At 58.3% G+C, this 22,326-nt stretch carries 20 protein-coding genes and 3 tRNA genes; 8 read left to right on the forward strand and 15 right to left on the reverse strand.

The features are described 5' to 3' along the window. Positions 1 to 95: 95 nt before the first annotated feature. The 8 genes from AACT07_RS08380 to AACT07_RS08415 form a co-directional block, all read right to left on the reverse strand. On the reverse strand, positions 96 to 818 hold the full coding sequence (locus AACT07_RS08380; RefSeq protein ID WP_069527203.1) for an AcvB/VirJ family lysyl-phosphatidylglycerol hydrolase: 723 nt from the start codon (positions 816 to 818) through the stop codon (positions 96 to 98). An 11-nt stretch (positions 819 to 829) separates the two neighbouring features. After that, the gene (gene mprF / locus AACT07_RS08385; RefSeq protein WP_069527205.1) at positions 830 to 3,379 is read right to left on the reverse strand and encodes a bifunctional lysylphosphatidylglycerol flippase/synthetase MprF; all 2,550 of its coding nucleotides are present in this window, start codon (positions 3,377 to 3,379) and stop codon (positions 830 to 832) included. Between the two features lie 153 nt (positions 3,380 to 3,532). Continuing rightward, a complete protein-coding gene (locus AACT07_RS08390; protein ID WP_005337116.1) occupies positions 3,533 to 3,715 on the reverse strand; it encodes a hypothetical protein in 183 nt (60 codons plus the stop codon). 54 nt (positions 3,716 to 3,769) lie between these two features. Further along, complete coding sequence (gene rstB / locus AACT07_RS08395) at positions 3,770 to 5,095, reverse strand: two-component system sensor histidine kinase RstB (RefSeq protein WP_069527206.1); 1,326 nt, start codon at positions 5,093 to 5,095, stop codon at positions 3,770 to 3,772. A gap of 21 nt (positions 5,096 to 5,116) precedes the next feature. Then, the gene (gene rstA, locus AACT07_RS08400) at positions 5,117 to 5,827 is read right to left on the reverse strand and encodes a two-component system response regulator RstA (RefSeq protein ID WP_069527208.1); all 711 of its coding nucleotides are present in this window, start codon (positions 5,825 to 5,827) and stop codon (positions 5,117 to 5,119) included. Positions 5,828 to 6,137: 310 nt separating this feature from the next. Continuing rightward, positions 6,138 to 6,213: transfer RNA gene (locus AACT07_RS08405), tRNA-His, on the reverse strand. 52 nt (positions 6,214 to 6,265) lie between these two features. After that, positions 6,266 to 6,342 (reverse strand) — tRNA-Arg (locus AACT07_RS08410). Positions 6,343 to 6,379: 37 nt separating this feature from the next. After that, positions 6,380 to 6,456, reverse strand: a tRNA-Pro gene (locus AACT07_RS08415). A 213-nt stretch (positions 6,457 to 6,669) separates the two neighbouring features. Here AACT07_RS08415 and folD point away from each other — a divergent pair. Next, the gene (folD, locus tag AACT07_RS08420) at positions 6,670 to 7,524 is read left to right on the forward strand and encodes a bifunctional methylenetetrahydrofolate dehydrogenase/methenyltetrahydrofolate cyclohydrolase FolD (RefSeq protein WP_005346435.1); all 855 of its coding nucleotides are present in this window, start codon (positions 6,670 to 6,672) and stop codon (positions 7,522 to 7,524) included. Between the two features lie 117 nt (positions 7,525 to 7,641). Here folD and cspD read toward each other — a convergent pair whose 3' ends face one another. Beyond that, the gene (gene cspD, locus AACT07_RS08425) at positions 7,642 to 7,860 is read right to left on the reverse strand and encodes a cold shock-like protein CspD (RefSeq protein WP_005300025.1); all 219 of its coding nucleotides are present in this window, start codon (positions 7,858 to 7,860) and stop codon (positions 7,642 to 7,644) included. Positions 7,861 to 8,089: 229 nt separating this feature from the next. On the opposite strand from cspD, the gene clpS reads away from it, so the two are divergent. Beyond that, complete coding sequence (gene clpS, locus AACT07_RS08430) at positions 8,090 to 8,407, forward strand: ATP-dependent Clp protease adapter ClpS (RefSeq protein ID WP_005337111.1); 318 nt, start codon at positions 8,090 to 8,092, stop codon at positions 8,405 to 8,407. A 59-nt stretch (positions 8,408 to 8,466) separates the two neighbouring features. Continuing rightward, positions 8,467 to 10,722, forward strand: a complete 2,256-nt coding sequence (clpA, locus tag AACT07_RS08435; protein ID WP_005337110.1) for an ATP-dependent Clp protease ATP-binding subunit ClpA — start codon at positions 8,467 to 8,469, stop codon at positions 10,720 to 10,722. A 68-nt stretch (positions 10,723 to 10,790) separates the two neighbouring features. Here clpA and infA read toward each other — a convergent pair whose 3' ends face one another. The 3 genes from infA to aat all read right to left on the reverse strand — a co-directional run bounded on the left by infA (position 10,791) and on the right by aat (position 12,498). Beyond that, positions 10,791 to 11,009, reverse strand: a complete 219-nt coding sequence (infA, locus tag AACT07_RS08440; RefSeq protein WP_005300033.1) for a translation initiation factor IF-1 — start codon at positions 11,007 to 11,009, stop codon at positions 10,791 to 10,793. Between the two features lie 68 nt (positions 11,010 to 11,077). Then, complete coding sequence (locus tag AACT07_RS08445) at positions 11,078 to 11,794, reverse strand: arginyltransferase (protein WP_069527209.1); 717 nt, start codon at positions 11,792 to 11,794, stop codon at positions 11,078 to 11,080. Then, entirely contained in the window at positions 11,791 to 12,498 is a 708-nt protein-coding gene (aat, locus tag AACT07_RS08450) for a leucyl/phenylalanyl-tRNA--protein transferase (protein WP_069527212.1), read from the reverse strand. The genes AACT07_RS08445 and aat overlap by 4 nt, the downstream gene beginning before the upstream one ends. 19 nt (positions 12,499 to 12,517) lie before the next feature. Between aat and AACT07_RS08455 the strand changes: the two genes are divergently transcribed. Beyond that, positions 12,518 to 12,988, forward strand: coding sequence for an outer membrane lipoprotein (locus AACT07_RS08455; protein ID WP_005337104.1), 471 nt, complete (start codon positions 12,518 to 12,520; stop codon positions 12,986 to 12,988). Positions 12,989 to 13,096: 108 nt separating this feature from the next. Here AACT07_RS08455 and AACT07_RS08460 read toward each other — a convergent pair whose 3' ends face one another. From AACT07_RS08460 to ald, 3 genes are all read right to left on the reverse strand, one after another. Next, entirely contained in the window at positions 13,097 to 14,344 is a 1,248-nt protein-coding gene (locus AACT07_RS08460) for a diguanylate cyclase (protein ID WP_005351207.1), read from the reverse strand. 62 nt (positions 14,345 to 14,406) lie between these two features. After that, on the reverse strand, positions 14,407 to 15,357 hold the full coding sequence (gene trxB, locus AACT07_RS08465; protein ID WP_069527213.1) for a thioredoxin-disulfide reductase: 951 nt from the start codon (positions 15,355 to 15,357) through the stop codon (positions 14,407 to 14,409). Positions 15,358 to 15,542: 185 nt separating this feature from the next. Further along, entirely contained in the window at positions 15,543 to 16,658 is a 1,116-nt protein-coding gene (ald, locus tag AACT07_RS08470; RefSeq protein WP_005337098.1) for an alanine dehydrogenase, read from the reverse strand. Positions 16,659 to 16,808: 150 nt separating this feature from the next. Here ald and lrp point away from each other — a divergent pair, with 150 nt between their 5' ends. The 4 genes from lrp (at position 16,809) to AACT07_RS08490 (ending at position 22,123) form a co-directional block, all read left to right on the forward strand. Beyond that, positions 16,809 to 17,300: a leucine-responsive transcriptional regulator Lrp gene (gene lrp, locus AACT07_RS08475; RefSeq protein ID WP_005300047.1), complete on the forward strand. Its 492-nt coding sequence runs from the start codon at positions 16,809 to 16,811 to the stop codon at positions 17,298 to 17,300. 202 nt (positions 17,301 to 17,502) lie between these two features. Continuing rightward, positions 17,503 to 20,019, forward strand: a complete 2,517-nt coding sequence (locus tag AACT07_RS08480) for a DNA translocase FtsK (protein ID WP_069527214.1) — start codon at positions 17,503 to 17,505, stop codon at positions 20,017 to 20,019. An 81-nt stretch (positions 20,020 to 20,100) separates the two neighbouring features. Next, positions 20,101 to 20,709 carry an outer membrane lipoprotein chaperone LolA gene (gene lolA, locus AACT07_RS08485; protein ID WP_069527291.1) on the forward strand — a complete coding sequence of 203 codons (609 nt, stop codon included), beginning with the start codon at positions 20,101 to 20,103 and terminating at the stop codon, positions 20,707 to 20,709. Between the two features lie 76 nt (positions 20,710 to 20,785). Beyond that, positions 20,786 to 22,123: a replication-associated recombination protein A gene (locus AACT07_RS08490; protein ID WP_139123772.1), complete on the forward strand. Its 1,338-nt coding sequence runs from the start codon at positions 20,786 to 20,788 to the stop codon at positions 22,121 to 22,123. The last annotated feature ends 203 nt before the right edge of the window (positions 22,124 to 22,326 follow it).

Genomic DNA, 22,326 nt, shown 5'->3' on the forward strand with positions numbered 1-22,326 from the left:
AATTCAGTACAAGGGCCTCTCGCAAGAGAGGCCCTTTTCATTGCTCGCTGATTTGCCCTGCTCGGTACTTAAAAGGCATTCCGTGGTGATACCGATTAATGCTCCACAGTCAGCGGATCCGGGGGTAGGTTCAGATGCTTGGTGATGGCCTGATAGAGCTGGGGGTAGTTATCGTCAAAATGATGTCCTCCCGGCAGGGTGATGCTGGTGACGTTGGGTTGGTTGAGACGGGGGCAGAGGCGGTCATCATCATCATCATCGGCACCTTGCAGGCAGAGCATCGGCAGATCCCGGATGGTCTTCACCTGCGGCTCGGTCGGATAGCTGCGCGCCTTGTGGGTCAGCATGTCGCTGACGTGGATCTCGAAATCCGAGCTGGTGGAGGGGGAGAGCATCACGGTCCCGACCAGTCCCTGACGATAGTGCTCCGGCAACCGGTTGATGACGAAGGGGACAATCTCGGCACCAAACGAGAAACCGACCAGCAGCCAGCGGGGGCGCTGCCAGCGCGCCTGATAATCATCAAGGATCCGCTCCAGATCGGCGGTCACCTGCTCCGGGGTTTTCTTCTTCCAGTAGTAGGTGAGGGAGCTCCAGCCCACGACCGGCATGCCGTTCAGCTGAAACTGGGCGCTCAGCCCCTTGTCGAGGGCCGCCCAGCCACCATCGCCGCTGAGAAAGATCACCATGGGGGTGTCGGATGGCTGCTTGACCGGCAGCTCAATCAGGCTCAGGTCATCCTTGACCGGGGCGGCGTGCGCCGCAAAAGATGAAACGGGCAGTACGAGACTGAGTAACAGCAATATCAAGGCTCTCATTGGCCATACTCCTATTTCTTGATCAGCCCCAGCGGGCCGCGGCTAATCAGGGTGATCAGGTGAGTCAGGGTTCTGGGCAGTACCAGCTTGCTGCTGCAGAGCAGGTAGCGGGGTTCCCAGCGGGGCGAAAATTTCTCCTTGTAGCGTCTGAGCCCCTGGAAGTTGTAAAAACGGCTACCACGGACGAACAGGGTATTGCCAAGGCGGGCCCAGTAGCCGTTGAGCGGGTGATCGTTGAAGCCGGACATGGGGGCCATCCCCAGATTGAAGCTGGCGTACCCCTGTGCCTTGCCCCACAGCAGCAGCTCGACAAAGAGAAAATCCATGATGGGAGCAGTACCGGTATCCAGGCTGTAGCGCATCAGGTCGATGGAGAGGGTCCCCTTGTTATCGCTCACCCAGAGGTTGGCAAAGCCGACGATCTGCCCCTCGTGCCACACCAGCGCAGCCGGACTTAAAGTCAGGTAGTCAGGCTCGAAACGGCCGACCGAGAAGCCCTTCTCCTTGCCCATCTTGCTCTGCAGCCAGGTATCGGAGACGGTCTGCAATCTGGGCAGCAGGGGGGCCACGGCACTGGCCTCGACCACCTCGAAGGTCAAACCTTCCCGTTTGCCCTTGGCGTGGCTCTGGCGCAGGTTGCGCAGCCGGCTGCCTGCCAGATCGAAGGTGGCCAGATCGACCATCGCCTCTTCACCAAGCTTGAAGGGGATCAGCCCCAGCTCCAGATAGAGCGGAAGATAGCGGGCCGAGACCTGATAAAAGACCGGGTTGGCGTCGTGCTCGTCGCAGCGCTCGCGAAATTGCCAGAGCAGCTCTTCGATCTGCTCGGGGCGACCGGCCGGATCCCCCATCACAATCCAGCTGTTGCCCTCGATGCCATACATCAGGAAGGCGTCGCCGGCGGGGTGGAACAGCAGTGACTTATCCTGCAACTGGGCCAGATAGCCGTGGATCCCCCCTTCGCGCACCACCAGCTCGTGAGCGCGCGCCAGCGTCTCCTTGTCCGGCTTTTCACCGACTACGCGCAGCGGCGCAAGCAGCTGGGCAACCCCGGCCACGGCCAGCACGGCCACCACGCTCCCCATGGCGCGCAGGCCGCGGGCAGCCCCACCGTGGGGCGAGAAGTGGAACCAGAGGGCCTGGTCATACTCCACCTGACGGTAGGAGAAGAGCAGCAGCCACAGCGCCCCCAGCAGCACGGCGCCGACCGAGATGAGCCAGCCCGGGGTGTACTGGGGATAGAGCAGCGACCCCTTGCGATAGAAGAGAGAACGGCAGGGGGTCATGATGAGCAGGACGCTGCCGAGCAGCAGGGCAGACTCCCAGTCACCGCCCTTGAGCAGGGAGAAGGCGATACCCAGAGCCAGCAGCAGCTGGGTGATGCGAAACGCGGCGTCGTGACGGCGATAGAGGCTGCGCGCCAGCAGGATCAGGAGGATACCGCTCACGCTGCCGAGCACGTGGGAGAGCTCCAGCAGATGGAGCGGCAACACCTGCAGCCACACCTCGATGTGGCTGCGCATGGTCGGGATCATCCCCGAGCAGAGCAGCAGGCTGCCGGCGGCGAAGGTGCCCATGCTGATAAGGGCAGGCAGAAATTCGCGCACCGCGCTCATCAGCCCCTGTAGCCGCTGCCAGCGCGCTTTTTGTTGCAGCATCTCCTGACTCGCAAAGAGCAGCAGGGCACAGAGAAAGGGAAGCAGGTAGTAGATGCAGCGATAGAGCAGCAGCGAGGCGAGCAGCTTGTCGGCCGGCAGGTAGTGGGCCAGCAGCAGGCTCATGCTCGCTTCGAACACGCCGATCCCGCCCGGCACGTGGGCCAGTACCCCGAGGAAGCTGGCCAGCACGAAGGCACTGAGCAGAACGGGGTAGGGGACGCTATCTGCAGGCAACAGCACAAACAGCACTGCGGCGGCGGCCATCCAGTCGGCCAGCGCGACCAACAGTTGCAACAGACGAACCTTGAAGCCGGGCAGGATCAGGCTGTGTTTCCGCCAGGAGAGACGGTGTGTGGGCCAGCAGAGGTAGCAGGCCACCAACAGCAGAGCCATCATGCCCGCCAGCTTGAGCAGGGTATCTGCCCATTGCGGCCAGTCAGGCAGCAACTGTGATACATCGCAGGTCAGTAGGGCGCCACCTCCCCACGCCAGCAGGCCGAGGAAGAAGGTGATGGAGCAGAACAGCACCACGCGGGCCACTTCTCCGGTGGCGAGCCCCAGTGCGGAGTAAAGGCGATAGCGTACCGAGGTGCCGGTCAGCAGGGCAAATCCCAGGGTGTTGGAGAAGGTGTAGGCGATAAAGGAGGTGATGCTGACCTGTTGCCAGGGAAGGCGCTTGCCCAGCGCATGGAGCGCCAGCATGTCATAGCTGCAGAGGCAACCATAACTGAGCAGGGTCAGCAACAGGGCGCCCGCCAGTCGCGGCAGGGGTTGGGACCAGATGGCCACACGAATATCGTGCCAGTGCCATGCCTGGGTCAGGTGATACAGCACGGTCAGTGCGGTGCCGAGCAGCAGCAAGCTGCACAAGGGGCCGAGCCATTTAAGCAGATGACGCCACATGCCATGTTCCTGTGGTCATTGACCGTTTCCCGCAAAGGGGGAGCCGGGTCGTGGATCCGGTTTGGACGAGGGAGGCGCTCGTCAGGAAAATTTCGGGAAGAGATGGAAAGGGAGGCGTCAGCCTCCCTCTGTGTTATCCAGTGACCGGTTGGATCACTTGGTTTTCGGCGCGACTTTGACGGCAGGGGTCTTGGCGTGGGTGGCTTTATGGTGTTTTTTCACCACCTTGGTCTGGGTAGCCTGCGGTGTGGCTGTCTTGGTCGGGGTGGCCGCCATGGTGAAACCGGAAGTGAGGGCGAAGACGGCTGCCAGGGTCAGAGGAATGATCTTTTTCATGTTCAATTTCCTTATTCGGGTTGATGTTATGGAGCGTTCTCCATGACAGTCATCCTATGACGGTTGCAGCGGCCCTTCAGTGAGCGGTTGGTGACGGTTTGTATCCAAATGTACAGGCAGGGTGAGGCAGAAGCGGGCGCCGTGGTCACTGGCCAGCAACGCCACATCCCCCCCGTGATGACGGGCAATGCTGCGCACGATGGCCAGCCCCAGTCCGGTGCCGCCGGTGCGACGATCCCGGCTCTGATCAAGGCGTACGAACGGCTCGAAGATCTGGGGCGCCAGCGCGGGATCGATCCCCGGCCCATCATCGCTAACCTCCAGCAGATAGTTTTCCTGCAGCCGCGAGATGGAGAGGGTAACCTCGCTCTCGGCGTAGCGCAGGGCATTGCCGATGAGGTTCTCCACCGCGCGCGTCAGCAGACGCTGATCGCCGCACCAGGGCATGTGGCGTGGCGGCAAATCGAGGGTGAGCCTCTTCTCGGGTGCCAGCGCTTTCCAGTCGCCGAGATGCGCTTGTGCCCAGTGGCTGAGCTCCAGCTCGTCCTGTTGCAGCGGCAGTTCGGGTCTATCCAGCTTGGCGTAAGTGAGCATCTCTTCGATCAGGGCGTCCAGCGCTCCCAGGTCTCGCTCCAGCGCCTGCTGCTCCTGCTCGGCAGGGGCAGGATCGAGCATGGCAAGCCGATAGCGCAACCGGACTAACGGGGTGCGCAACTCGTGGGCGATGGCATCGGTCAGCTGCTTGCGGCTGGCAATCATGGCCTGCAATTGGGTCGCCATTTGATCGAAGGTGCGTCCCACCCGGGCCAGACTGCTGCCCGGTGGCAGATTGGTTCGGCAGGAGAGATCCCCATCGCCTACGCGACGTGCGGTTTGCTCCAACTGCTGCAATCCGTGCCAGTGGGGACGCAACCAGAGCAGAATGGGCAGGCCGAGGGATAGGCCGATCACCAGCAGCAGCCCCACATCGACCCAGTGCAGCTCGTGCAGGTAGGAGAGGTAGGGTACAGGGCCGACAATCAGCACCCGGTCGGTATCGGGGATGCGCTGCAGGAAGGTGTCATCCTCCTCGACGATGACAATGTTGCCGGCAGCCAGAAAGGCCTGATCCTCGCTGGTCAGGGGCTGGCGCACCAGCTCGCCGATCTTGAGGGGGAGGGTAAACTGACTGCTCTGCTCGGCCAGTCGAGCGGGCCAGCGCTCTGGCGGGGTTCTTGCCAACTCGCCGGTCAACAGGCCAAGAGTGCCCTGCATCATGCGTTCGAGATAGCGATCACCCGCCCGTTCGGCGGTCACCTGATAGACCACGCCAACCAGCAGGATGGCCAGGGTGAAGCAGCCGATCAGCAACAGATAGAACTGGATAAAGAGGCGGCGCATGGCGGTGCTCCCGAAAGAGGGTTATTCCCAGGCGTGGGGGACGAAGAGGTAGCCTTTCTGGCGCACCGTCTTGATCCGGGTCGGGTTGTCGGGGTTATCACCCAGTTTGCGGCGCAGGCGGGAGATGGCCACATCCATGCTGCGATCTTGGCCGTCATACTCCCGGCCGCGCAAGCTGCGAAAGAGGGCTTCCCTACTCAAGATTTGGCCCGCGTGGCAGGCGAGCTCCCACAGCAGATCAAAGTCGGCGGTCGAGAGGGCAATGCTCTCGCCATCGAGGCGCACATCTCGTCCCGGGCCATCTACCCGCAGCCGACCAAATTGCAGCTGCTGGGGAACGCTACTGGTGGCTGCCGGTTGGGTTGATGCTTGCGGGTGCTGGCGAAACTGCACCCGAAGTCGGGCCAGCAGCACGGGGGGTGGGGTGGTTTTAAGGATGTAGTCGTTGGCGCCCAGCTCCAGACTAAGGATCTGGTTCATGTCGCTATCCAGCGAGGTGAGCATTACGATGGGGCCGTCGAAGCGCGGCCGCAGATCCCGACAGAGGGAGATGCCATCCTGCCCCGGCAACATGATATCGAGCAGCACCAGATCGGGCTGTTCGGCCTCTACCCGTGCCAGTGCCAGATCTCCTCTGGGCTCGAGGATCACGTCCATATCGTGGCGACCGAGCCAACTGCTGATGAGCTGGCCAATCTCGGGATCATCTTCGACAAAAAGAATGCGTTGCATAGAAAAGCTCCAACGGGAAGCAGGAGAGAAGAAGAGCGATCAGCATATCAATGGCGCTTGGGAAATACAGAAAAAGAACCGGGCAGGCTGGTGTGTGGGGGAGTGTGGCTGTGTGTATCGATGGGGAGGCGCGAATCGTGACAAATGGGCGGAGCCGCGTTTATCGGTCTGGAGGATGGCCTTGCAGACAAGGAATGGTACAGTAGAGCGCAAAACAAAAAACCGGCCAAGGCCGGTTTTTCGCGGGCAGACCAGACGTCACTGCACCAAGTCGATGGACATCTCCTTGCGGCGATTATCGACAGAATAATGGGGTGGCTGATGGGGCTCGAACCCACGACAACCGGAATCACAATCCGGGACTCTACCAACTGAGCTACAGCCACCACTGAAATCTTCATCAACACTCGCCAATCCATAAGAAAAGGAGAGCATCAATGGCGCGCCCTGCAGGATTCGAACCTGCGACCCACGGCTTAGAAGGCCGTTGCTCTATCCAACTGAGCTAAGGGCGCTTTGTATCAACACGTCTTAAGGACGAGTCGATGAACATGGTCGGTGATAAAGGATTCGAACCTTTGACCCTCTGGTCCCAAACCAGATGCGCTACCGGACTGCGCTAATCACCGAAAATCCCTGACCAGCATATCGACAAGAGTCGTACTGGGCAACGGGCGGGCATCATAGCCAAGCGTAAGGGCCAGCGTCAACGACTTTTTCCCCCAGTAAATTCAAGTGCCTACTTATTGCCCGCTACAGGTCTGGCGTGCGTCTGCCGCTAACATCCCGGCTAAAAAAATGCGACAATGCGCGGCAGTTGAACACATGGTGAGTGGAGAACGATGTCTGCCAAAATCATAGATGGAAAACAGGTTGCGCAAACGATTCGCAGCCAGGTCGCGGCGCAAGTCCAACAGCGGTTGGCGGCAGGGAAACGGGCTCCAGGGCTGGCAGTCATTCTGGTGGGGGCGGATCCCGCCTCTCAGGTCTATGTCGGCAGCAAACGCCGGGCATGTGAGGAGGTGGGGTTTCTCTCCCGCTCCTATGACCTGAGTGCCACTGCCAGTCAGGAAGAGCTGCTGGCGCTGATTGACCAGCTTAATGCGGATAGCCACGTAGATGGCATTCTGGTTCAGCTGCCGTTGCCGGATCACTTTGATACCACTCAGGTGCTGGAGCGGATCCAGCCTGACAAGGATGTAGATGGATTCCACCCGTATAACGTCGGCCGTCTGGCACAACGTATTCCGGCGCTGCGCCCCTGCACTCCGAAAGGGATCATGACGCTGATCGAGACCACCGGCGTGAAGACGCACGGTCTACATGCTGTTGTGGTGGGAGCGTCCAACATAGTGGGGCGTCCCATGACTCTCGAATTGCTGCTGGCGGGCTGCACAACTACGACCTGTCACCGCTTTACCCGGGATCTGGAAGATCAGGTACGCCGTGCCGATCTGCTGGTTGTCGCAGTCGGCAAGCCCAACTTCATACCTGGGGAGTGGATCAAACCGGGGGCACTGGTAATCGATGTGGGCATCAATCGCCTGGCTGATGGCTCGCTGGTCGGGGATGTAGAGTTTGAGACGGCGCGCAGCCATGCCTCCTTCATTACCCCGGTACCCGGTGGCGTGGGCCCGATGACGGTCGCCAGCCTGATGGAAAATACCCTGATCGCCTGCAGTGAATATCACGACTGATCATGGCTGGCGATAACCCTGTGATCCCATGAGGAGGCAGGATTCGCCAGAAATCTGACAATAAAAAACCGGTTGCTCAGAGAGGAACCGGTTTTTTATTTATCCAACGGGTGTTATTTACATATTTTGTGCTTCGTTTGGCACAATCACAGAGGCGTGATTTCCTTTCGGCCCCTGTTGCAGTTCAAAATTGACAGCCTGACCCGCTTTCAGGGTCTTGTAGCCCTCCATTTGAATCGTGGAGTAGTGAGCGAAGATATCCTCACCGCCCCCTTCCGGACAGATAAACCCAAATCCTTTTGCGTTGTTAAACCACTTAACTGTGCCGGTTGCCATACTTCTACATCCTTTTATTGATTACCCAGAAGTCGTTGAGTAACCTGCGCCAGCCCTTTATAACTAGGGACATGGGCCCATAGCAGACGGGCACAGATTAGCAAGTAACCAATCTAGTCTAACTTTTGAGCGAGTCAAGAAGTTGTTAACAGCTGATGTGATCTGGTTAACAAGTCTATTGACAACCTTGTGTTAGACGGTAGTAATCTAGAGGTACCAAAGCGCGATTATGAGCAAGCAGAAAGAACTCTTTGCTAATGAAGAGATTGCAGAAGCAGAGAAAACAAAGCTGCAGCCGCCACCCATGTATAAAGTTGTGTTGAACAACGATGACTACACCCCGATGGAGTTCGTGGTGGAGGTGCTGCAAAAGTTCTTTGGTATGGATTTGGACAAGGCGACTCAGGTCATGCTGAGTGTGCATTATAGTGGTAAGGGTGTCTGCGGCATGTTTACCGCAGAGATCGCCGAAACCAAGGTTGTCCAGGTCAACACCTATGCACGTAACAACGAACATCCACTGCTCTGTACTATGGAAAAGGCTTGAATCTGATGACTTGATGGCGAGTGTGACACCACATTGTAGCTGTACTAGGGGAGGTGCCTATGTTGAATAAAGATCTAGAAAAGACGCTGAACGAGGCTTTCAAACTGGCCCGTGACGAGCGTCATGAATTCATGACCGTCGAGCACCTGTTGTTAGCCCTTCTGGATAACAGTTCAGCCCATGAGGCGCTGAGCTCTTGTGGTGCCGATGTTGAGCAGATGCGCAAGGAGATCCGCGCATTCATCACCCAAACTACTCCGCTCATACCGCGCGATGATGAAGATCGTGAAACCCAGCCGACACTGGGCTTCCAGCGCGTGTTGCAGCGTGCCGTCTTCCATGTGCAATCCTCCGGCAATACCGAAGTCAGCGGCGCCAACGTGCTGGTCGCTATCTTCAGTGAGCAGGAGTCACAAGCTGCCTATTTCCTGAAAAAAGCCGAGATCAGCCGTCTCGACGTCGTCAATTTCCTCTCCCACGGGGTGCGCAAGGACAGCAAGCCGGATCTCGGCAGCAATAACAATCCCGAGTCTGATGATGATGTTTCGGCCGCACAGATCGAGAGCTTTGCCACCAACCTGAACCAGCTGGTGCTGGAAGGGCGCATCGATCCGCTGATTGGCCGTGATCAGGAGCTCAATCGTACCATTCAGGTGCTCTGCCGCCGTCGCAAGAACAACCCGCTGCTGGTGGGTGAAGCCGGCGTGGGGAAAACCGCCATTGCCGAAGGGTTGGCCTATCGCATCGTCAAGGGGGATGTGCCCGAGGTGATTGCGGGCAGTACCATCTATTCGCTGGATATGGGTTCTCTTCTGGCGGGCACCAAATACCGTGGTGATTTCGAGAAGCGCCTCAAAGTACTGCTCAAGCAGATTGAGCGTCAGGAAGGGGCCATCCTCTTTATCGACGAGATCCATACCATCATTGGTGCCGGTGCTGCTTCCGGTGGTCAGCTGGATGCGGCCAACCTGATCAAGCCGCTGCTCTCCAATGGTTTGCTCCGCTGTGTGGGCTCCACCACTTATCAGGAGTACGCCCAGATCTTCGAGAAAGACCGTGCGTTGGCCCGTCGCTTCCAGAAGATCGATATTGTTGAGCCGACTATCGATGACACCACGCGCATCCTGATGGGGCTCAAGAGTCGCTACGAAGCCCACCACGGCGTGCGCTATACCGCCAAGGCGATCCGTGCAGCTGCCGAGCTCTCTGCCAAGTACATCAATGATCGTCATTTACCCGACAAGGCGATCGACGTGATCGACGAAGCGGGTGCCGGTCAGCGGTTGCTGCCGGCGAGCAAGCGCAAGAAAGTGATCAATGTGCAGGAAATTGAGTCCATCGTAGCCAAGATCGCCCGCATTCCGGAGAAATCAGTTTCTTCCTCGGATAAAGAGGTACTGAAGAACCTGGAGCGCAATCTGAAGATGGTGGTCTTTGGTCAGGATAAAGCCATCGAGGTGCTGACCGATGCGATTCGCCTCTCTCGTTCAGGTTTGGGTAACGAGCGTCGCCCGGTTGGTTGCTTCCTGTTTGCCGGTCCTACCGGTGTTGGTAAAACAGAGGTGACCCAGCAGTTGGGCAAGGCATTGGGTGTCGAGATGCTGCGCTTTGATATGTCCGAGTACATGGAACGTCACACCGTCTCACGTCTGATTGGTGCGCCTCCCGGCTACGTTGGTTTTGAGCAGGGTGGTCTGCTGACTGATGCGGTGATCAAGCATCCTCATTCCGTTGTGTTGCTTGACGAAATTGAGAAAGCTCACCCGGACGTATTCAATCTGCTGTTGCAGGTGATGGACAACGGTACCCTGACCGATAACAACGGACGCAAGGCGGATTTCCGTAACGTCATTTTGGTGATGACTACCAACGCCGGTGTGCAGGAGACTCAGCGCAAATCGATTGGCTTCCAGCAACAGGATTTGAGCCACGATGCCATGGCGGTGATCAACAAGACCTTCAGTCCGGAGTTTCGTAACCGGCTTGATCACACCATTTGGTTCAACCATCTCGATATGACGGTGATCCATCAGGTGGTCGACAAGTTCATTGTCGAATTGCAGGTTCAACTGGATGCGAAGGGAGTCTCTCTCGAGGTGTCCGAACGTGCCCGCCACTGGTTGGCAGAGAAGGGATATGACAGAGCCATGGGGGCCAGACCGATGGGTCGGGTTATCCAGGAGCACCTCAAGAAACCCCTGGCCAACGAGATCCTGTTCGGCTCACTGGTTGACGGGGGAATTGTGAAGGTTGAGTTGGTAAATGACAGCCTCAGCTTTGATTTTCAGGTCAATGTTGAAGCTGTTTCCCACTAAGCGTCAGTGATCAGAAAACGACAAAAAACCCCAACCGAAAGGTTGGGGTTTTTTGCTGAATTCCTGGCTTAGCGAGAGCGGAAAACAATACGTCCCTTGGAGAGATCGTAGGGAGTCAGTGCTACCGTTACTTTGTCTCCAGTCAGGATACGAATGTAGTTTTTGCGCATCTTGCCTGAAATATGAGCGATAACCACGTGACCATTCTCCAGTTCCACACGGAACATGGTATTGGGCAGGGTTTCGAGAATAGTGCCCTGCATCTCAATACTGTCTTCTTTAGCCATTGAATCCTCTTGATAAGCCACAACAAAAAACCGCTGGATCATGCCGGATTTAAGGCTATGTGTAAAGTTTACTCGGGCTTGGTGTCGATATTTTTCCATTCCCCCTGAATTAACAGCTCATGAGGGAGATAATTGCGCTTGTAATTCATCTTGCTACACGCCTCCACCAGATAGCCAAGATAGAGCCAGCTTCGCCCGGTTCGCTTGGCCAGATCGAGCTGGCAGAGGATGGCAAAGGTGCCCAGGGAGCGATCGGCATAATCCGGATCGAAGAAGGTATACATGGCGCTCAAGGAGTGGGGCAGCAGGTCTGTGGTGGCCACGCCGATAAGACGGCCCTCCTTGCGCATCTCCAGATAGAGTGGCGACATCCAGTCACAATGGAGAAAACCGCGATACTGGCTGCGGTTGGGGGGATACATGCTGCCATCGTGGTGGCGTTCGCGGATATAGCGTTCGTAGAGCAGGTAATACTCGGGTTTGTCATCGTAGCTCAGGACGATCTCGATATCCCTGTTGAGCTGGCGGATCCGCTTCTGGCCGCGGCTGGGACGAAAGTGTTCACTGTGAATACGAAGGGATTGGCAGGCATGGCACGCCGGGCAGTGGGGGCGATAGATGTCGTTGCCACTGCGGCGAAAACCGGCAGTCAACAATCGCTCGTAACCGTTGGCGTTGAGCAGATTGTGATCCATCAGCACCAGCAACTGCTCCTGTTCATGGTCCAGATAACTGCAGGGATGCTTGGGAGTCAGCCCTACTTTAAGGATCACTTCTTCAGTCATAAGCTGATTTCCCCCTCTTGCCAGCAGGAAGCCAATAGTGGTTGATGGCCAAGGCGTGCCAGCTCGGCCAGAAAACGGGCCCGTGGCCACTCCTCGATACCCAGGGTCGCCAGAAACGGGTTTTGCATCTGGCAATCGATGAGGGCGCCGCGATGGCGGGCGAAGTGGCGACAAAGTGCCACCATGGCAAGTTTGGCGCCGTTATCAATCCGGCTGAACATGGATTCACCGCAAAACAGTCGGCCGATAGAGAGGCCATACAGTCCCGCTTGCAGCTCTCCCTCCTGCCAGATCTCGATAGAGTGGGCATGACCCAGTTGGTGCAACTGCTGGTAGGCCTCGATCATGGGTTGGCTGATCCAGGTGCCATCGGCAGTGCGACGAGGGGCGGCGCAGGCGGTAATGACTTCATTAAAGGCGCGATTGACGGAAATATCGAATGGGGTACGGCGGATAATCTTCTGCAGTGTCCGCCCCACATGGAGTTGGTCGGGACGGATCACGCCGCGGGGATCCGGTGACCACCACAGGGTCGGTTGGTGGGGTTCATTCCACGGGAAGATCCCCTTGTGGTAAGCTGCCAGCAATCTGGCAGGGGAGAGATCCCCGCCGATCGCCAGCAAGCCGTTGGGCTCTTCCAGCGCATGGCTGGGGTCGGGAAACCAGCAAAGCTCATCATCCAGTTGGGTAAGATAGCGAGACATAAGGCAACGAGGTTCATAGATGAAGGCCATTATCCTGATAGTATCCAGCTTGCTCTGCTTTGTCACGGCGCCCGCCGGGGCGGAGGTCTACCAGCGCAATACCGCGCGGCCGGTCAATCAGGTGGTGTTTGGTCAGGTCGAAACGGTGCGCAATATTACCCAGCGCCAGATCCTGGAGTCCGAGCACTCTGGCTGGAAGACGCTGGGGGGGGCTGTGTTGGGCGGCCTGCTGGGGAACCAGTTTGGCGGCGGTCATGGCCGTGAAATCGCCACCGCCGTCGGCGCGCTCGCGGGGGCTGCAGCTGCGCAGCAATACCAGTCCGGGGGAACCGTGGTGGAAAACAAGTTGGTGGAGCTACTGATCCGCAACGAGCAAAATGCCCTTATCAACGTGATCCAGGATTATGATCCCGCCATGGTCTTTGCCAATGGGGACAAGGTGCGCATTCTCTACTTCGATGATGGGGTGCGGGTCGACAAGACTTACTGACTTTCGATAGTCATGGTGATGGGGAGACTGTGGCGGGAAAGGAACCCGCAGACTCTCCTGTCGGAAAGTCTGTCGGGCGGTAATACACGGGACTGATGCCCTGAGGATTCAGATAGCTGTCTCTTGAGAGACTATCTTGTCGCGACCGGTGTTCTTTGCCTGATAGAGCAGCCGATCCGCTACGCTCAGCGCCTCGTCCATGGATATCCGCCCGACGCTGATCACGCCGTAACTGGCGCGAACAAAGAGCGGGGTTTCCGGTGACAAGGGTTGCTGGCGCAGCTGCTGACGCAGCCCTTCAAGACGCTTGATCAACACGGGGACGGTACAGTGAGGCACCATCATGGCAAACTCCTCTCCACCAAAGCGGGCGATCATGGCATCGGGGAAGAACTGGGTCAGTAGCCGGGTCAGATGGCAGAGCAGTTGATCGCCGATGGCATGGCCCCAGTGATCGTTGACCTGCTTGAAGTGATCCACATCGAGCACACAGAGTGCGAGAGGCGTCTGCTGGCGCTGATGCTCTTCAAACCATTTTTGCCCTTCGTTGAACCAGTAGCGCCGGTTGTAGAGACCGGTTAGGTAATCACGATTGGCTGACTCCTGAATGCTGTTGAACTGCTCGAGCGCCTCCAGATTGTGGCTGACCCGACACTGCAGCTCTTCCGGCTCGAACGGCTGGTTGAGAAAGTCGTTGGCGCCCTGCTTGAGGTAGCGAGCAGAGAGACCGCGCTTGTCCGAGACCGAGATCCCGATAATCGCGAGCTGCTGCTTGCTGTAGCGCTCTCTCAGCATCCGCACCAGACTGATGCCATCGATATCCGGCATATAGTAGTCGACCAGTGCCAGCCGGATGTCCGGGTGTTGCTCCAGCATCGCCATCGCTTCACGGGCATGACTGGCCTCATGCACCTGCAACAACTGCTTGCGCAACTGGGCCATGGTGCGGTGACGGGAGGTGCGTGAGTCGTCGACCACCAGCACTTCGATCGACTGGTTGAGATAGAGGCGGTGCACCAGACTAACGGCATATTGCAGCGAGTGGCGCGAATCCTTCATCACATAGTCCAGCACGCCGGTTTCCAGCCAGGCGGCACGTTTATCCTCGCTGATGTCGGCAGTGAGGATCACCACCGGCAAACCTCGAGCCAGCAGCTCGTTGACCGCTTCGCCACGGGGCGCATCCGGCAAGGTCAAGTCCACCAGCGCGACCACATACTCCTCGCCCCGACAGTGACGGGCGCCTTCGAGGGTATCGAAGGCGTCAATCTCGAGGCCTGTCTGCTGGGCAATGGCCTGAGTCAGCATACGGCGGATGGTCAGGCTATCTTCGACAATCAATATCTTCTGTTTCATTAGACTCCTTTAAATAAAAAAGGCATACCGACTGGTATGCCTTATATCACAACTGCGCTTGTTTATTGCGCGTCGAGGTAGCGTTCGGCATCGAGGGCTGCCATGCAGCCGGTACCGGCAGAGGTGATCGCCTGACGGTAGTTGTGATCGGCCACATCGCCGGCAGCGAAGACACCTTCAATGCTGGTCTGGGTGGCAAAACCATCGAGGCCGCCACGTACCTTCAGATAGCCGTTTTGCATCTCCAGCTGGCCATCGAAGATCTGGGTATTGGGCTGGTGGCCGATGGCGATGAAGACGCCCATCAGCGGCAGCTCGCTGGTGCTGTTGTCCTGAGTGTTGCGCAGGCGCACACCGGTGACCCCCATCTGATCGCCCAGCACTTCGTCCAGGGTCTGGTGGGTGTGCAGCACGATATTGCCGCTTTCGACCTTGTCGTGCAGACGCTTGATCAGGATCTTCTCGGCACGGAACTCGTCGCGGCGGTGGATCAGGTGCACCTTCTTGGCGATGTTGGCCAGATACAAGGCCTCTTCCACAGCGGTGTTGCCGCCGCCGATCACCGCCACTTCCTGATTGCGGTAGAAGAAACCGTCACAGGTGGCACAGGCAGAGACGCCGCGACCCTTGAAGGCCTCTTCGGAGGGCAGGCCCAGATACTTTGCGGAGGCGCCGGTCGCGATGATCAGGGCATCGCAGGTGTACTCGCCGTTGTCGCCCTTGAGACGGAACGGGCGCTGAGTCAGTTCGACACTGTTGATGTGATCAAACAGGATGCGGGTGTCGAACTTCTCTGCATGCTCTTTCATGCGCTCCATCAGGGCAGGGCCGGTCAGCCCTTCCGGATCACCTGGCCAGTTCTCCACTTCGGTGGTGGTGGTCAGCTGACCCCCTTGCTGCATGCCGGTGATGAGCAGGGGATTGAGGTTGGCGCGGGCGGCATAGACGGCCGCGGTGTAACCGGCCGGGCCTGACCCTAAGATCAGCAATTTGCTGTGAGTGACTTGGCTCATGATGTCATTTCCGGGATGTGATGAGTTTGCGCGATTGTAGGTAATTCGTGATCCGGGGTCAAAGGCTGGTGAGTCGATTGCACTAATCGTGTTCACAAGGGGTGACATGCAAAATAAAGGAATAAAAAAACCGCCCATCGCGGGCGGATTTTCACTCATCTCCAACTGGCGCAGGCCAGCGCAGATCAGTTCAGCAGGGTCAGGGGATCCGTGTAGGCAAGGCCATGTGCCACGGCCACTTCCTTGCAGGTGAGTTTGCCCTCCATCACGTTGAGCCCGTGCAACAGGTTCGGATCGCTCAGCAGTGCCTGACGATATCCTTGCTGGGCCAGCTTGATGATAAAGGGGAGGGTGGCATTGTTGAGCGCCACGGTCGAGGTGCGGGCCACCGCCCCCGGCATGTTGGCGACACAGTAGTGCACCACCTCATCGACAATATAGGTCGGATCCTGGTGGGTGGTGGCGTGGGAGGTTTCCACACAGCCGCCCTGATCGATGGCCACATCGACGATGGCAGAACCCGGCTTCATGCGCGCAATGTGGTCACGGCGGACAAGTTTTGGCGCAGTGGCACCCGGTACCAGCACACCGCCGATGACCAGATCGGCCGCCAGCAGATGGCGTTCCAGCGTCTCGCTGTTGGAGTAGACCACCTTGGCCGCTCCCTGGAACTCGTTATCGAGACGGCGCAGGGTATCGACGTTGTTGTCGAGGATGGTCACATCCGCGCGCAGGCCAATGGCCATGCGGGCTGCATTGGATCCGACCACGCCGCCACCGATGATCACCACCTTGGCCGGTTCGACACCGGGTACGCCGCCGAGCAGCACACCGCTACCACCGCGCGATTTTTCCAGCGCCTGGGCACCCGCCTGAATAGACATGCGTCCGGCCACTTCCGACATGGGGGCCAGTAGGGGCAGGCCGCCACGGCCGTCAGTGACGGTTTCATAGGCGATACAGATGGCGCCGCTTTTCAGCAGGGCTTCGGTCTGGGGCAAGTCTGGCGCCAGATGCAGATAGGTGAACAGGGTCTGACCCGGACGCAGCATGGCACATTCGACAGGCTGAGGTTCCTTGACCTTGACGATCATCTCGGCTTTGGCGAAAACCTCTGCTGCAGAGGCCAAAATTTCGGCTCCAACAGCGATATAATCTGCATCGCTGAAGCCAATGCCGTTTCCAGCACCGCTTTGGACGAAAACAGTATGGTTTCGTGCTGTCAGTTCACGTACACTGGCCGGAACCATGCCTACGCGGTATTCATGGTTTTTTATCTCTTTAGGTACACCGATAATCATGCTATCCCTCGTCTATAGATTGGTGTTTCATGTTGCCAAAATGTTAACCAACATTTGCGCCTAGTATATTCAGGTATTGACAGGATTTGTGACCATAATTATAAAATGACTGGTGATTCTTACCAAAAAATAGCCAAAGGATGGAATAAAATGATGGAAGCTAAGAGTCGGCTAAAGGATTTGGACAGGATTGACCGCAACATTCTTAATGAACTGCAAAAGGATGGCAGGATTTCGAATGTTGAGTTGTCCAAGCGAGTTGGCCTGAGTCCTACACCGTGTCTGGAACGGGTTCGTCGCCTCGAGCGACAAGGTTATATCGAAGGATATGCCGCTATTCTGAACCCTCATTATCTGGACGCATCTCTGCTGGTGTTTGTAGAGATAACCCTTAATCGCGGGGCGCCTGATGTGTTTGAACAGTTCAACAAGGCTGTTCAGGTGCTCGAAGAGATCCAGGAGTGTCATCTGGTTTCCGGTGACTTCGACTATCTGCTCAAGACCCGAGTCAGCGACATGTCGGCTTACCGCCGTCTGTTGGGGGAAACCCTGCTGCGTCTGCCCGGTGTCAATGACACCCGCACCTACGTGGTGATGGAAGAGGTCAAGCAGAGCAGTCGTCTGGTGATCAGCACCCGATAAAGCAGGTTATGCCGTGGTGTCTTTTCCATATGAGACACCATGACAGTCAGAAACGAGCGGCCGGTCCGCTCGTTTCTTCTTGTAAAGATAATTGCAAATATGGCCCCGTCCCATCAGGCTCTGGCTGACAATCGATGGGCTTTTCGGGGATACTAGGCCCCCTTATTTCCTGCATTACATGTTTTCAGAAAGGAGCCGGAGTTTGGCCGATAAAAAGCTGTTTACTCCTTTATCAGGTACACAACGGATCTTCGAAGCCGTCTTGATCGCCATCACCCTGATGGCTGCTTATCTTCTGCTTGCCCTGTTGTCCTATCATCCCGCTGATCCCGGCTGGTCCCAGACCTCCTGGCAAGGGGAGGTGAAGAACCTCGCCGGTAGTGCCGGTGCCTGGCTCGCCGATATCACCATGTTTACCTTTGGTGCCTTCTCCTATCTGGTGCCGCCGCTGGTGGTGCTGCTGGGCTGGAGTCTGTTCTGGCGCCCGAGCCGTCTGCTCGATGTGGATTACCTCACCCTGGGGGTGCGGATCATCGGCTTTATCCTGACCGTGCTCGGCATGTCGGCCATTGCCAGCATGAACTTCAACGATATGCAAAACTTCTCCGCCGGTGGTCTGGTGGGGGATGTGATCGCTTCTGCAGTGGTGCCGCTGTTTGGCGGCGTCGGGGCCAACCTGATGCTGCTCTGCTTCGTGGCAACCGGCATCACTCTGTTTACCGGCTGGTCCTGGCTCACCATCGTCGAGCAGATCGGTGCGGCCTGTACCGGTTCGGTCAGCGCCGTTTACCACTTCCCGACCACCCTCGGCCGCTGGCTGACCGGTGGCTGGCGTCAACCCCGCAACGAGGGGCCGGATCCCTTGCTGGAAGGCGGGGTAGGGGCCATCGCGTTTGATGATGAGGAAGATGAGCCGCACACCAGCTGGACGCGCAAGCCCAAGGCCAAGAACCAGAAGGCTGCCGCCGAAGAGTGGCTGCCGGAACTCGACGACGATACCTTCGAGTTCGATCCCCAGTTTGATGATGAGGATGACGAGCCGGCGCCAGCTGCCAAACCGAAACGTGCGGTGGCGGCTGCCAATGGGCGCCGTCAGCCGGTACTGGCTGTGGCCGATGACGATGATGAGGACGATCTGGATCTGCCGTGGGCCGAGGGGGACGACGAGGTCGCCGCGCCGGCAGTCGTCGCACCGACCAAGCCCAAGCGTCGTCCGCAATCTACGCTGCCGCCGTTGCCGAGTATCGAGCTGCTCGACCGTCCACCCGCCAAGACCCAGATGATGAGCAAGGATGAGCTGGATCGCATGGGGCGTCTGGTGGAGGCCAAGCTTGCCGACTACAACGTGCAGGCCAAGGTGGTGGGTGTCTATCCGGGCCCGGTCATTACCCGTTTCGAGCTGGATCTGGCGCCGGGCATGAAGGCGAGCAAGATCACCAACCTGTCGCGCGATCTGGCCCGTTCCCTCTCTGCCAGCAGTGTGCGGGTGGTGGAAGTGATCCCGGGCAAGACCTTCGTCGGTATTGAGCTGCCCAACCGGGTGCGTCAGACCGTTTACCTGCGCGAGACCCTCGACTGCGATGCCTTCCGCGATAGCCGCAACCCGCTCACCATGGGCCTGGGTCAGGACATCGCCGGCGAGCCGGTGGTGGTGAACCTGGCCAAGATGCCGCACCTGCTGGTGGCCGGTACCACAGGTTCCGGTAAGTCGGTAGGGGTCAACACCATGATCATCTCGATGCTCTACAAGTCATCCCCCGATGATCTGCGCTTCATCATGATCGATCCCAAGATGCTGGAACTCTCGGTCTACGAAGGGATCCCCCATCTGCTGACCGAGGTAGTGACCGACATGAAGGATGCCGCCAATGCCCTGCGCTGGTGTGTGGGCGAGATGGAGCGTCGCTACAAGCTGATGTCGGCAGTCGGGGTGCGCAACCTCAAGGGCTACAACGACAAAGTGCTGGCGGCTATCGAGGAGGGGGATCCCCTGCTGGATCCGTTGTGGCGCCCGGGTGACTCCATGGATCAGATGCCGCCAGAGCTGGAGAAGCTGCCCCATATCGTGGTAGTGGTGGACGAGTTTGCCGACATGATGATGATCGTCGGCAAGAAGGTGGAAGAGCTGATCGCCCGTATCGCCCAGAAGGCGCGGGCCGCCGGTATTCACCTCATTCTGGCGACCCAGCGTCCGTCGGTGGATGTCATTACCGGTCTTATCAAGGCCAACATCCCGACCCGTATTTCGTTCCAGGTGTCGAGCAAGATCGACTCGCGCACCATCATCGATCAGGGCGGCGCTGAATCTCTGCTCGGCATGGGCGACATGCTCTACATGCCGGCCGGTACCTCCAACCCGACCCGGGTACACGGTGCCTTTGTTGATGACCACGAGGTACACAAGGTGGTGGCGGACTGGAAACTGCGCGGCGAGCCGAACTACATCGAGGAGATCCTCTCCGGTGAGTCGGGTGGCGAAGGTGGCAGCGGCGAATATGGCGGTGGTGGCGACGAAGAGCTCGACCCCCTGTTCGACGAAGCAGTCGCTTTTGTTGTGGAGTCCCGCCGTGGCTCGACCTCCAGCGTCCAGCGCAAGTTCAAGATTGGTTACAACCGGGCAGCCCGTCTCATCGAGCAGATGGAGAATCAGGGCATCGTCAGCTCACCGGGTGGCAATGGTCAGCGCGACGTGCTGGCACCGCCGCCGGTGCGGGACTAAGCCTCACCCGTTTCATACTATCCCTGGCCATGCCCTCCGCGGGCGTGGCCTTTTATCGAGAGCGTCTTTATGAAGAGCGTGATGAAAAAACAACTGTTGATGGGTACCGTGCTGCTGATGGCCAGCAGCCAGGTGTGGGCCGATGCGGCCAGCGATCTCAAACAGAAGCTGGCGGGTGTCAGCCTCTTCGCCGCCAAATTTGCCCAGACCGTCTATGACAGCAAGGGCAAGGAGCTGCAAAAGGCCAGCGGCGACCTGCTTGTGCAACGCCCCAACCGTTTCAACTGGCACACCACCTCGCCGGACGAGAGCCTGATCGTGGCAGATGGTCAGGATGTCTGGGTCTATGATCCCTTCGTCGAGCAGGTCACTGCCCTCAAGCTGAAAGATGCGGTGCTCAACACCCCCTTTATCTTGATCGCCGGTAATGACGACAAGTTCTGGAAGAACTATGACGTGACCCAGCAGGGGGATGTCTACACCGTCACCAGCCGCAACAAGGATGAGCTGATCGCCTCCTTCCGTGTCACCTTTGACAGACAAGACAACATCAGTCGTTTCGATGTGAAAGAGGCGCAAGGGCAGTGGAGTGAATTCACCCTGAGCAGCTTCAACCGCAAGCCGGTGCTCAAGGGCAACGAATTTGTTTTCAAGATCCCGAAGGGGGTCGAGCTGGACGACCAGCGCTAATGAGTAAGCGGTCGTTGGATTGCTCGCCACTGCGCCAGTCAAAGGCGAGTGGCGTGACGCTGGGTGGTCAATACAGATGAGTAACTTGTCGCTGGATTTTTCATCGGACTTTCGTCCGCTGGCGGCCCGGATGCGGCCGCAAAACCTCGACCAGTATATCGGTCAGCAACATATCCTGGGGGCTGACAAGCCCCTGCGCAAAGCCATTCTGGCGGGTCACTGCCACTCGATGATCCTGTGGGGGCCACCCGGGACCGGCAAGACCACGCTGGCGGAGCTGATGGCTCACTACTGTCAGGCGGAAGTGGAGCGACTCTCGGCGGTCACCTCCGGAATCAAGGAGATCCGCACCGCCATCGACAAGGCGAAGGAGAACAGCTGGCGCGGGGTGCGTACCATCCTGTTTGTGGATGAGGTGCACCGCTTCAACAAGAGTCAGCAGGATGTGTTCCTGCCCTACATCGAAGATGGCACTATCACCTTTATCGGTGCCACCACCGAAAACCCCTCGTTCGAACTCAACAACGCACTGCTCTCACGAGCCCGGGTCTATCTGCTCAAGCGACTGGAGGAGAGCGATATTCTCGCCATGCTCGATCAGGCGATGACCGATCCCCGTGGTCTTAATGATCCGGCACTCACCTTTGCCCCGGGCGTCAAAGAGGCGCTGGCCAAGGCGGTGGATGGGGACGGGCGAAAATCCCTCAACTATCTGGAGCTGTTGGCCGACATGGCCGAAACCGATAGCGCAGGGGCGCGGGTGATCGACAGCTCCCTGCTCGCCGCCGTGGTAGGGGAGCATGTGGCCCGCTTCGACAAGGGGGGCGATCACTTCTACGACCTCATCTCGGCGGTGCACAAATCCATTCGCGGCTCGGCGCCGGATGCGGCGCTCTACTGGTATGCCCGTATGGTGAGCGCCGGTTGCGATCCCCTCTATATTGCCCGCCGTTTGCTGGCGATTGCCTCGGAAGATGTGGGCAATGCCGATCCCCGTGCCATGCAGGTCGCCCTGTCAGCCTGGGATTGCTTCCATCGGATCGGGCCGGCGGAAGGGGAGCGGGCTATCGCCCAGGCGATCGTCTATCTCGCCTGCGCCCCGAAAAGCAATGCGGTCTATACCGCCTGGAAGGCGGCGCTTCATGATGCCAAAAACCTCCCTGACTTCGAGGTGCCGGTACACCTGCGCAATGCGCCGACCAAACTGATGAGCGATCTGGGCTATGGCGCCGAGTATCGCTACGCCCATGACGAGCCGGGCGCCTATGCTGCGGGCGAGCAGTATTTCCCGCCCGAGCTGGCGGGCAAGCAGTACTACCAGCCCACCGATCGCGGCCTTGAAAAGCAGATTGGCCAGAAGCTCGATTATCTCCATGAACTGGACAGGCAAAGTCCGCAGCAACGGGGCAAATAGCCCCTTTGTTACCTCGCATGGCTGAAAATTGGTCAGGCGTTTGAATATGCAGGACGGTTTGCGTGTCAAAGTCGGTAAAAACGACACAAATAGTCCCTGTTCGGGCGGGGGGGCGGTCTGCTACACTGCCCGTCTGACCCCGCTTGTCTTGGCCTTGCGCCATCTTCTTGATCTCGAAGGCCTGATAGTTAAGGCCCGATTCT

This window comes from Aeromonas sp. ANP5 (genome assembly GCF_963870295.1).
GTDB classification, from domain to species: domain Bacteria; phylum Pseudomonadota; class Gammaproteobacteria; order Enterobacterales; family Aeromonadaceae; genus Aeromonas; species Aeromonas veronii.

Excerpts from the sequence above, each read along its gene's own strand:
- rstB (WP_069527206.1), bottom strand. The coding sequence starts at position 5,095 with ATGCGCCGCCTCTTTATCCAGTTCTATCTGTTGCTGATCGGCTGCTTC.
- AACT07_RS08460 (WP_005351207.1), bottom strand. The coding sequence starts at position 14,344 with ATGAAACAGAAGATATTGATTGTCGAAGATAGCCTGACCATCCGCCGT.
- aat (WP_069527212.1), bottom strand. The coding sequence starts at position 12,498 with ATGTCTCGCTATCTTACCCAACTGGATGATGAGCTTTGCTGGTTTCCC.
- rstA (WP_069527208.1), bottom strand. The coding sequence starts at position 5,827 with ATGCAACGCATTCTTTTTGTCGAAGATGATCCCGAGATTGGCCAGCTC.
- clpS (WP_005337111.1), top strand. The coding sequence starts at position 8,090 with ATGAGCAAGCAGAAAGAACTCTTTGCTAATGAAGAGATTGCAGAAGCA.
- AACT07_RS08390 (WP_005337116.1), bottom strand. The coding sequence starts at position 3,715 with ATGAAAAAGATCATTCCTCTGACCCTGGCAGCCGTCTTCGCCCTCACT.
- mprF (WP_069527205.1), bottom strand. The coding sequence starts at position 3,379 with ATGTGGCGTCATCTGCTTAAATGGCTCGGCCCCTTGTGCAGCTTGCTG.
- lolA (WP_069527291.1), top strand. The coding sequence starts at position 20,101 with ATGAAAAAACAACTGTTGATGGGTACCGTGCTGCTGATGGCCAGCAGC.
- clpA (WP_005337110.1), top strand. The coding sequence starts at position 8,467 with ATGTTGAATAAAGATCTAGAAAAGACGCTGAACGAGGCTTTCAAACTG.
- infA (WP_005300033.1), bottom strand. The coding sequence starts at position 11,009 with ATGGCTAAAGAAGACAGTATTGAGATGCAGGGCACTATTCTCGAAACC.
- AACT07_RS08380 (WP_069527203.1), bottom strand. The coding sequence starts at position 818 with ATGAGAGCCTTGATATTGCTGTTACTCAGTCTCGTACTGCCCGTTTCA.
- AACT07_RS08445 (WP_069527209.1), bottom strand. The coding sequence starts at position 11,794 with ATGACTGAAGAAGTGATCCTTAAAGTAGGGCTGACTCCCAAGCATCCC.
- ald (WP_005337098.1), bottom strand. The coding sequence starts at position 16,658 with ATGATTATCGGTGTACCTAAAGAGATAAAAAACCATGAATACCGCGTA.
- AACT07_RS08455 (WP_005337104.1), top strand. The coding sequence starts at position 12,518 with ATGAAGGCCATTATCCTGATAGTATCCAGCTTGCTCTGCTTTGTCACG.
- trxB (WP_069527213.1), bottom strand. The coding sequence starts at position 15,357 with ATGAGCCAAGTCACTCACAGCAAATTGCTGATCTTAGGGTCAGGCCCG.
- folD (WP_005346435.1), top strand. The coding sequence starts at position 6,670 with ATGTCTGCCAAAATCATAGATGGAAAACAGGTTGCGCAAACGATTCGC.
- lrp (WP_005300047.1), top strand. The coding sequence starts at position 16,809 with ATGATGGAAGCTAAGAGTCGGCTAAAGGATTTGGACAGGATTGACCGC.
- cspD (WP_005300025.1), bottom strand. The coding sequence starts at position 7,860 with ATGGCAACCGGCACAGTTAAGTGGTTTAACAACGCAAAAGGATTTGGG.
- AACT07_RS08490 (WP_139123772.1), top strand. The coding sequence starts at position 20,786 with ATGAGTAACTTGTCGCTGGATTTTTCATCGGACTTTCGTCCGCTGGCG.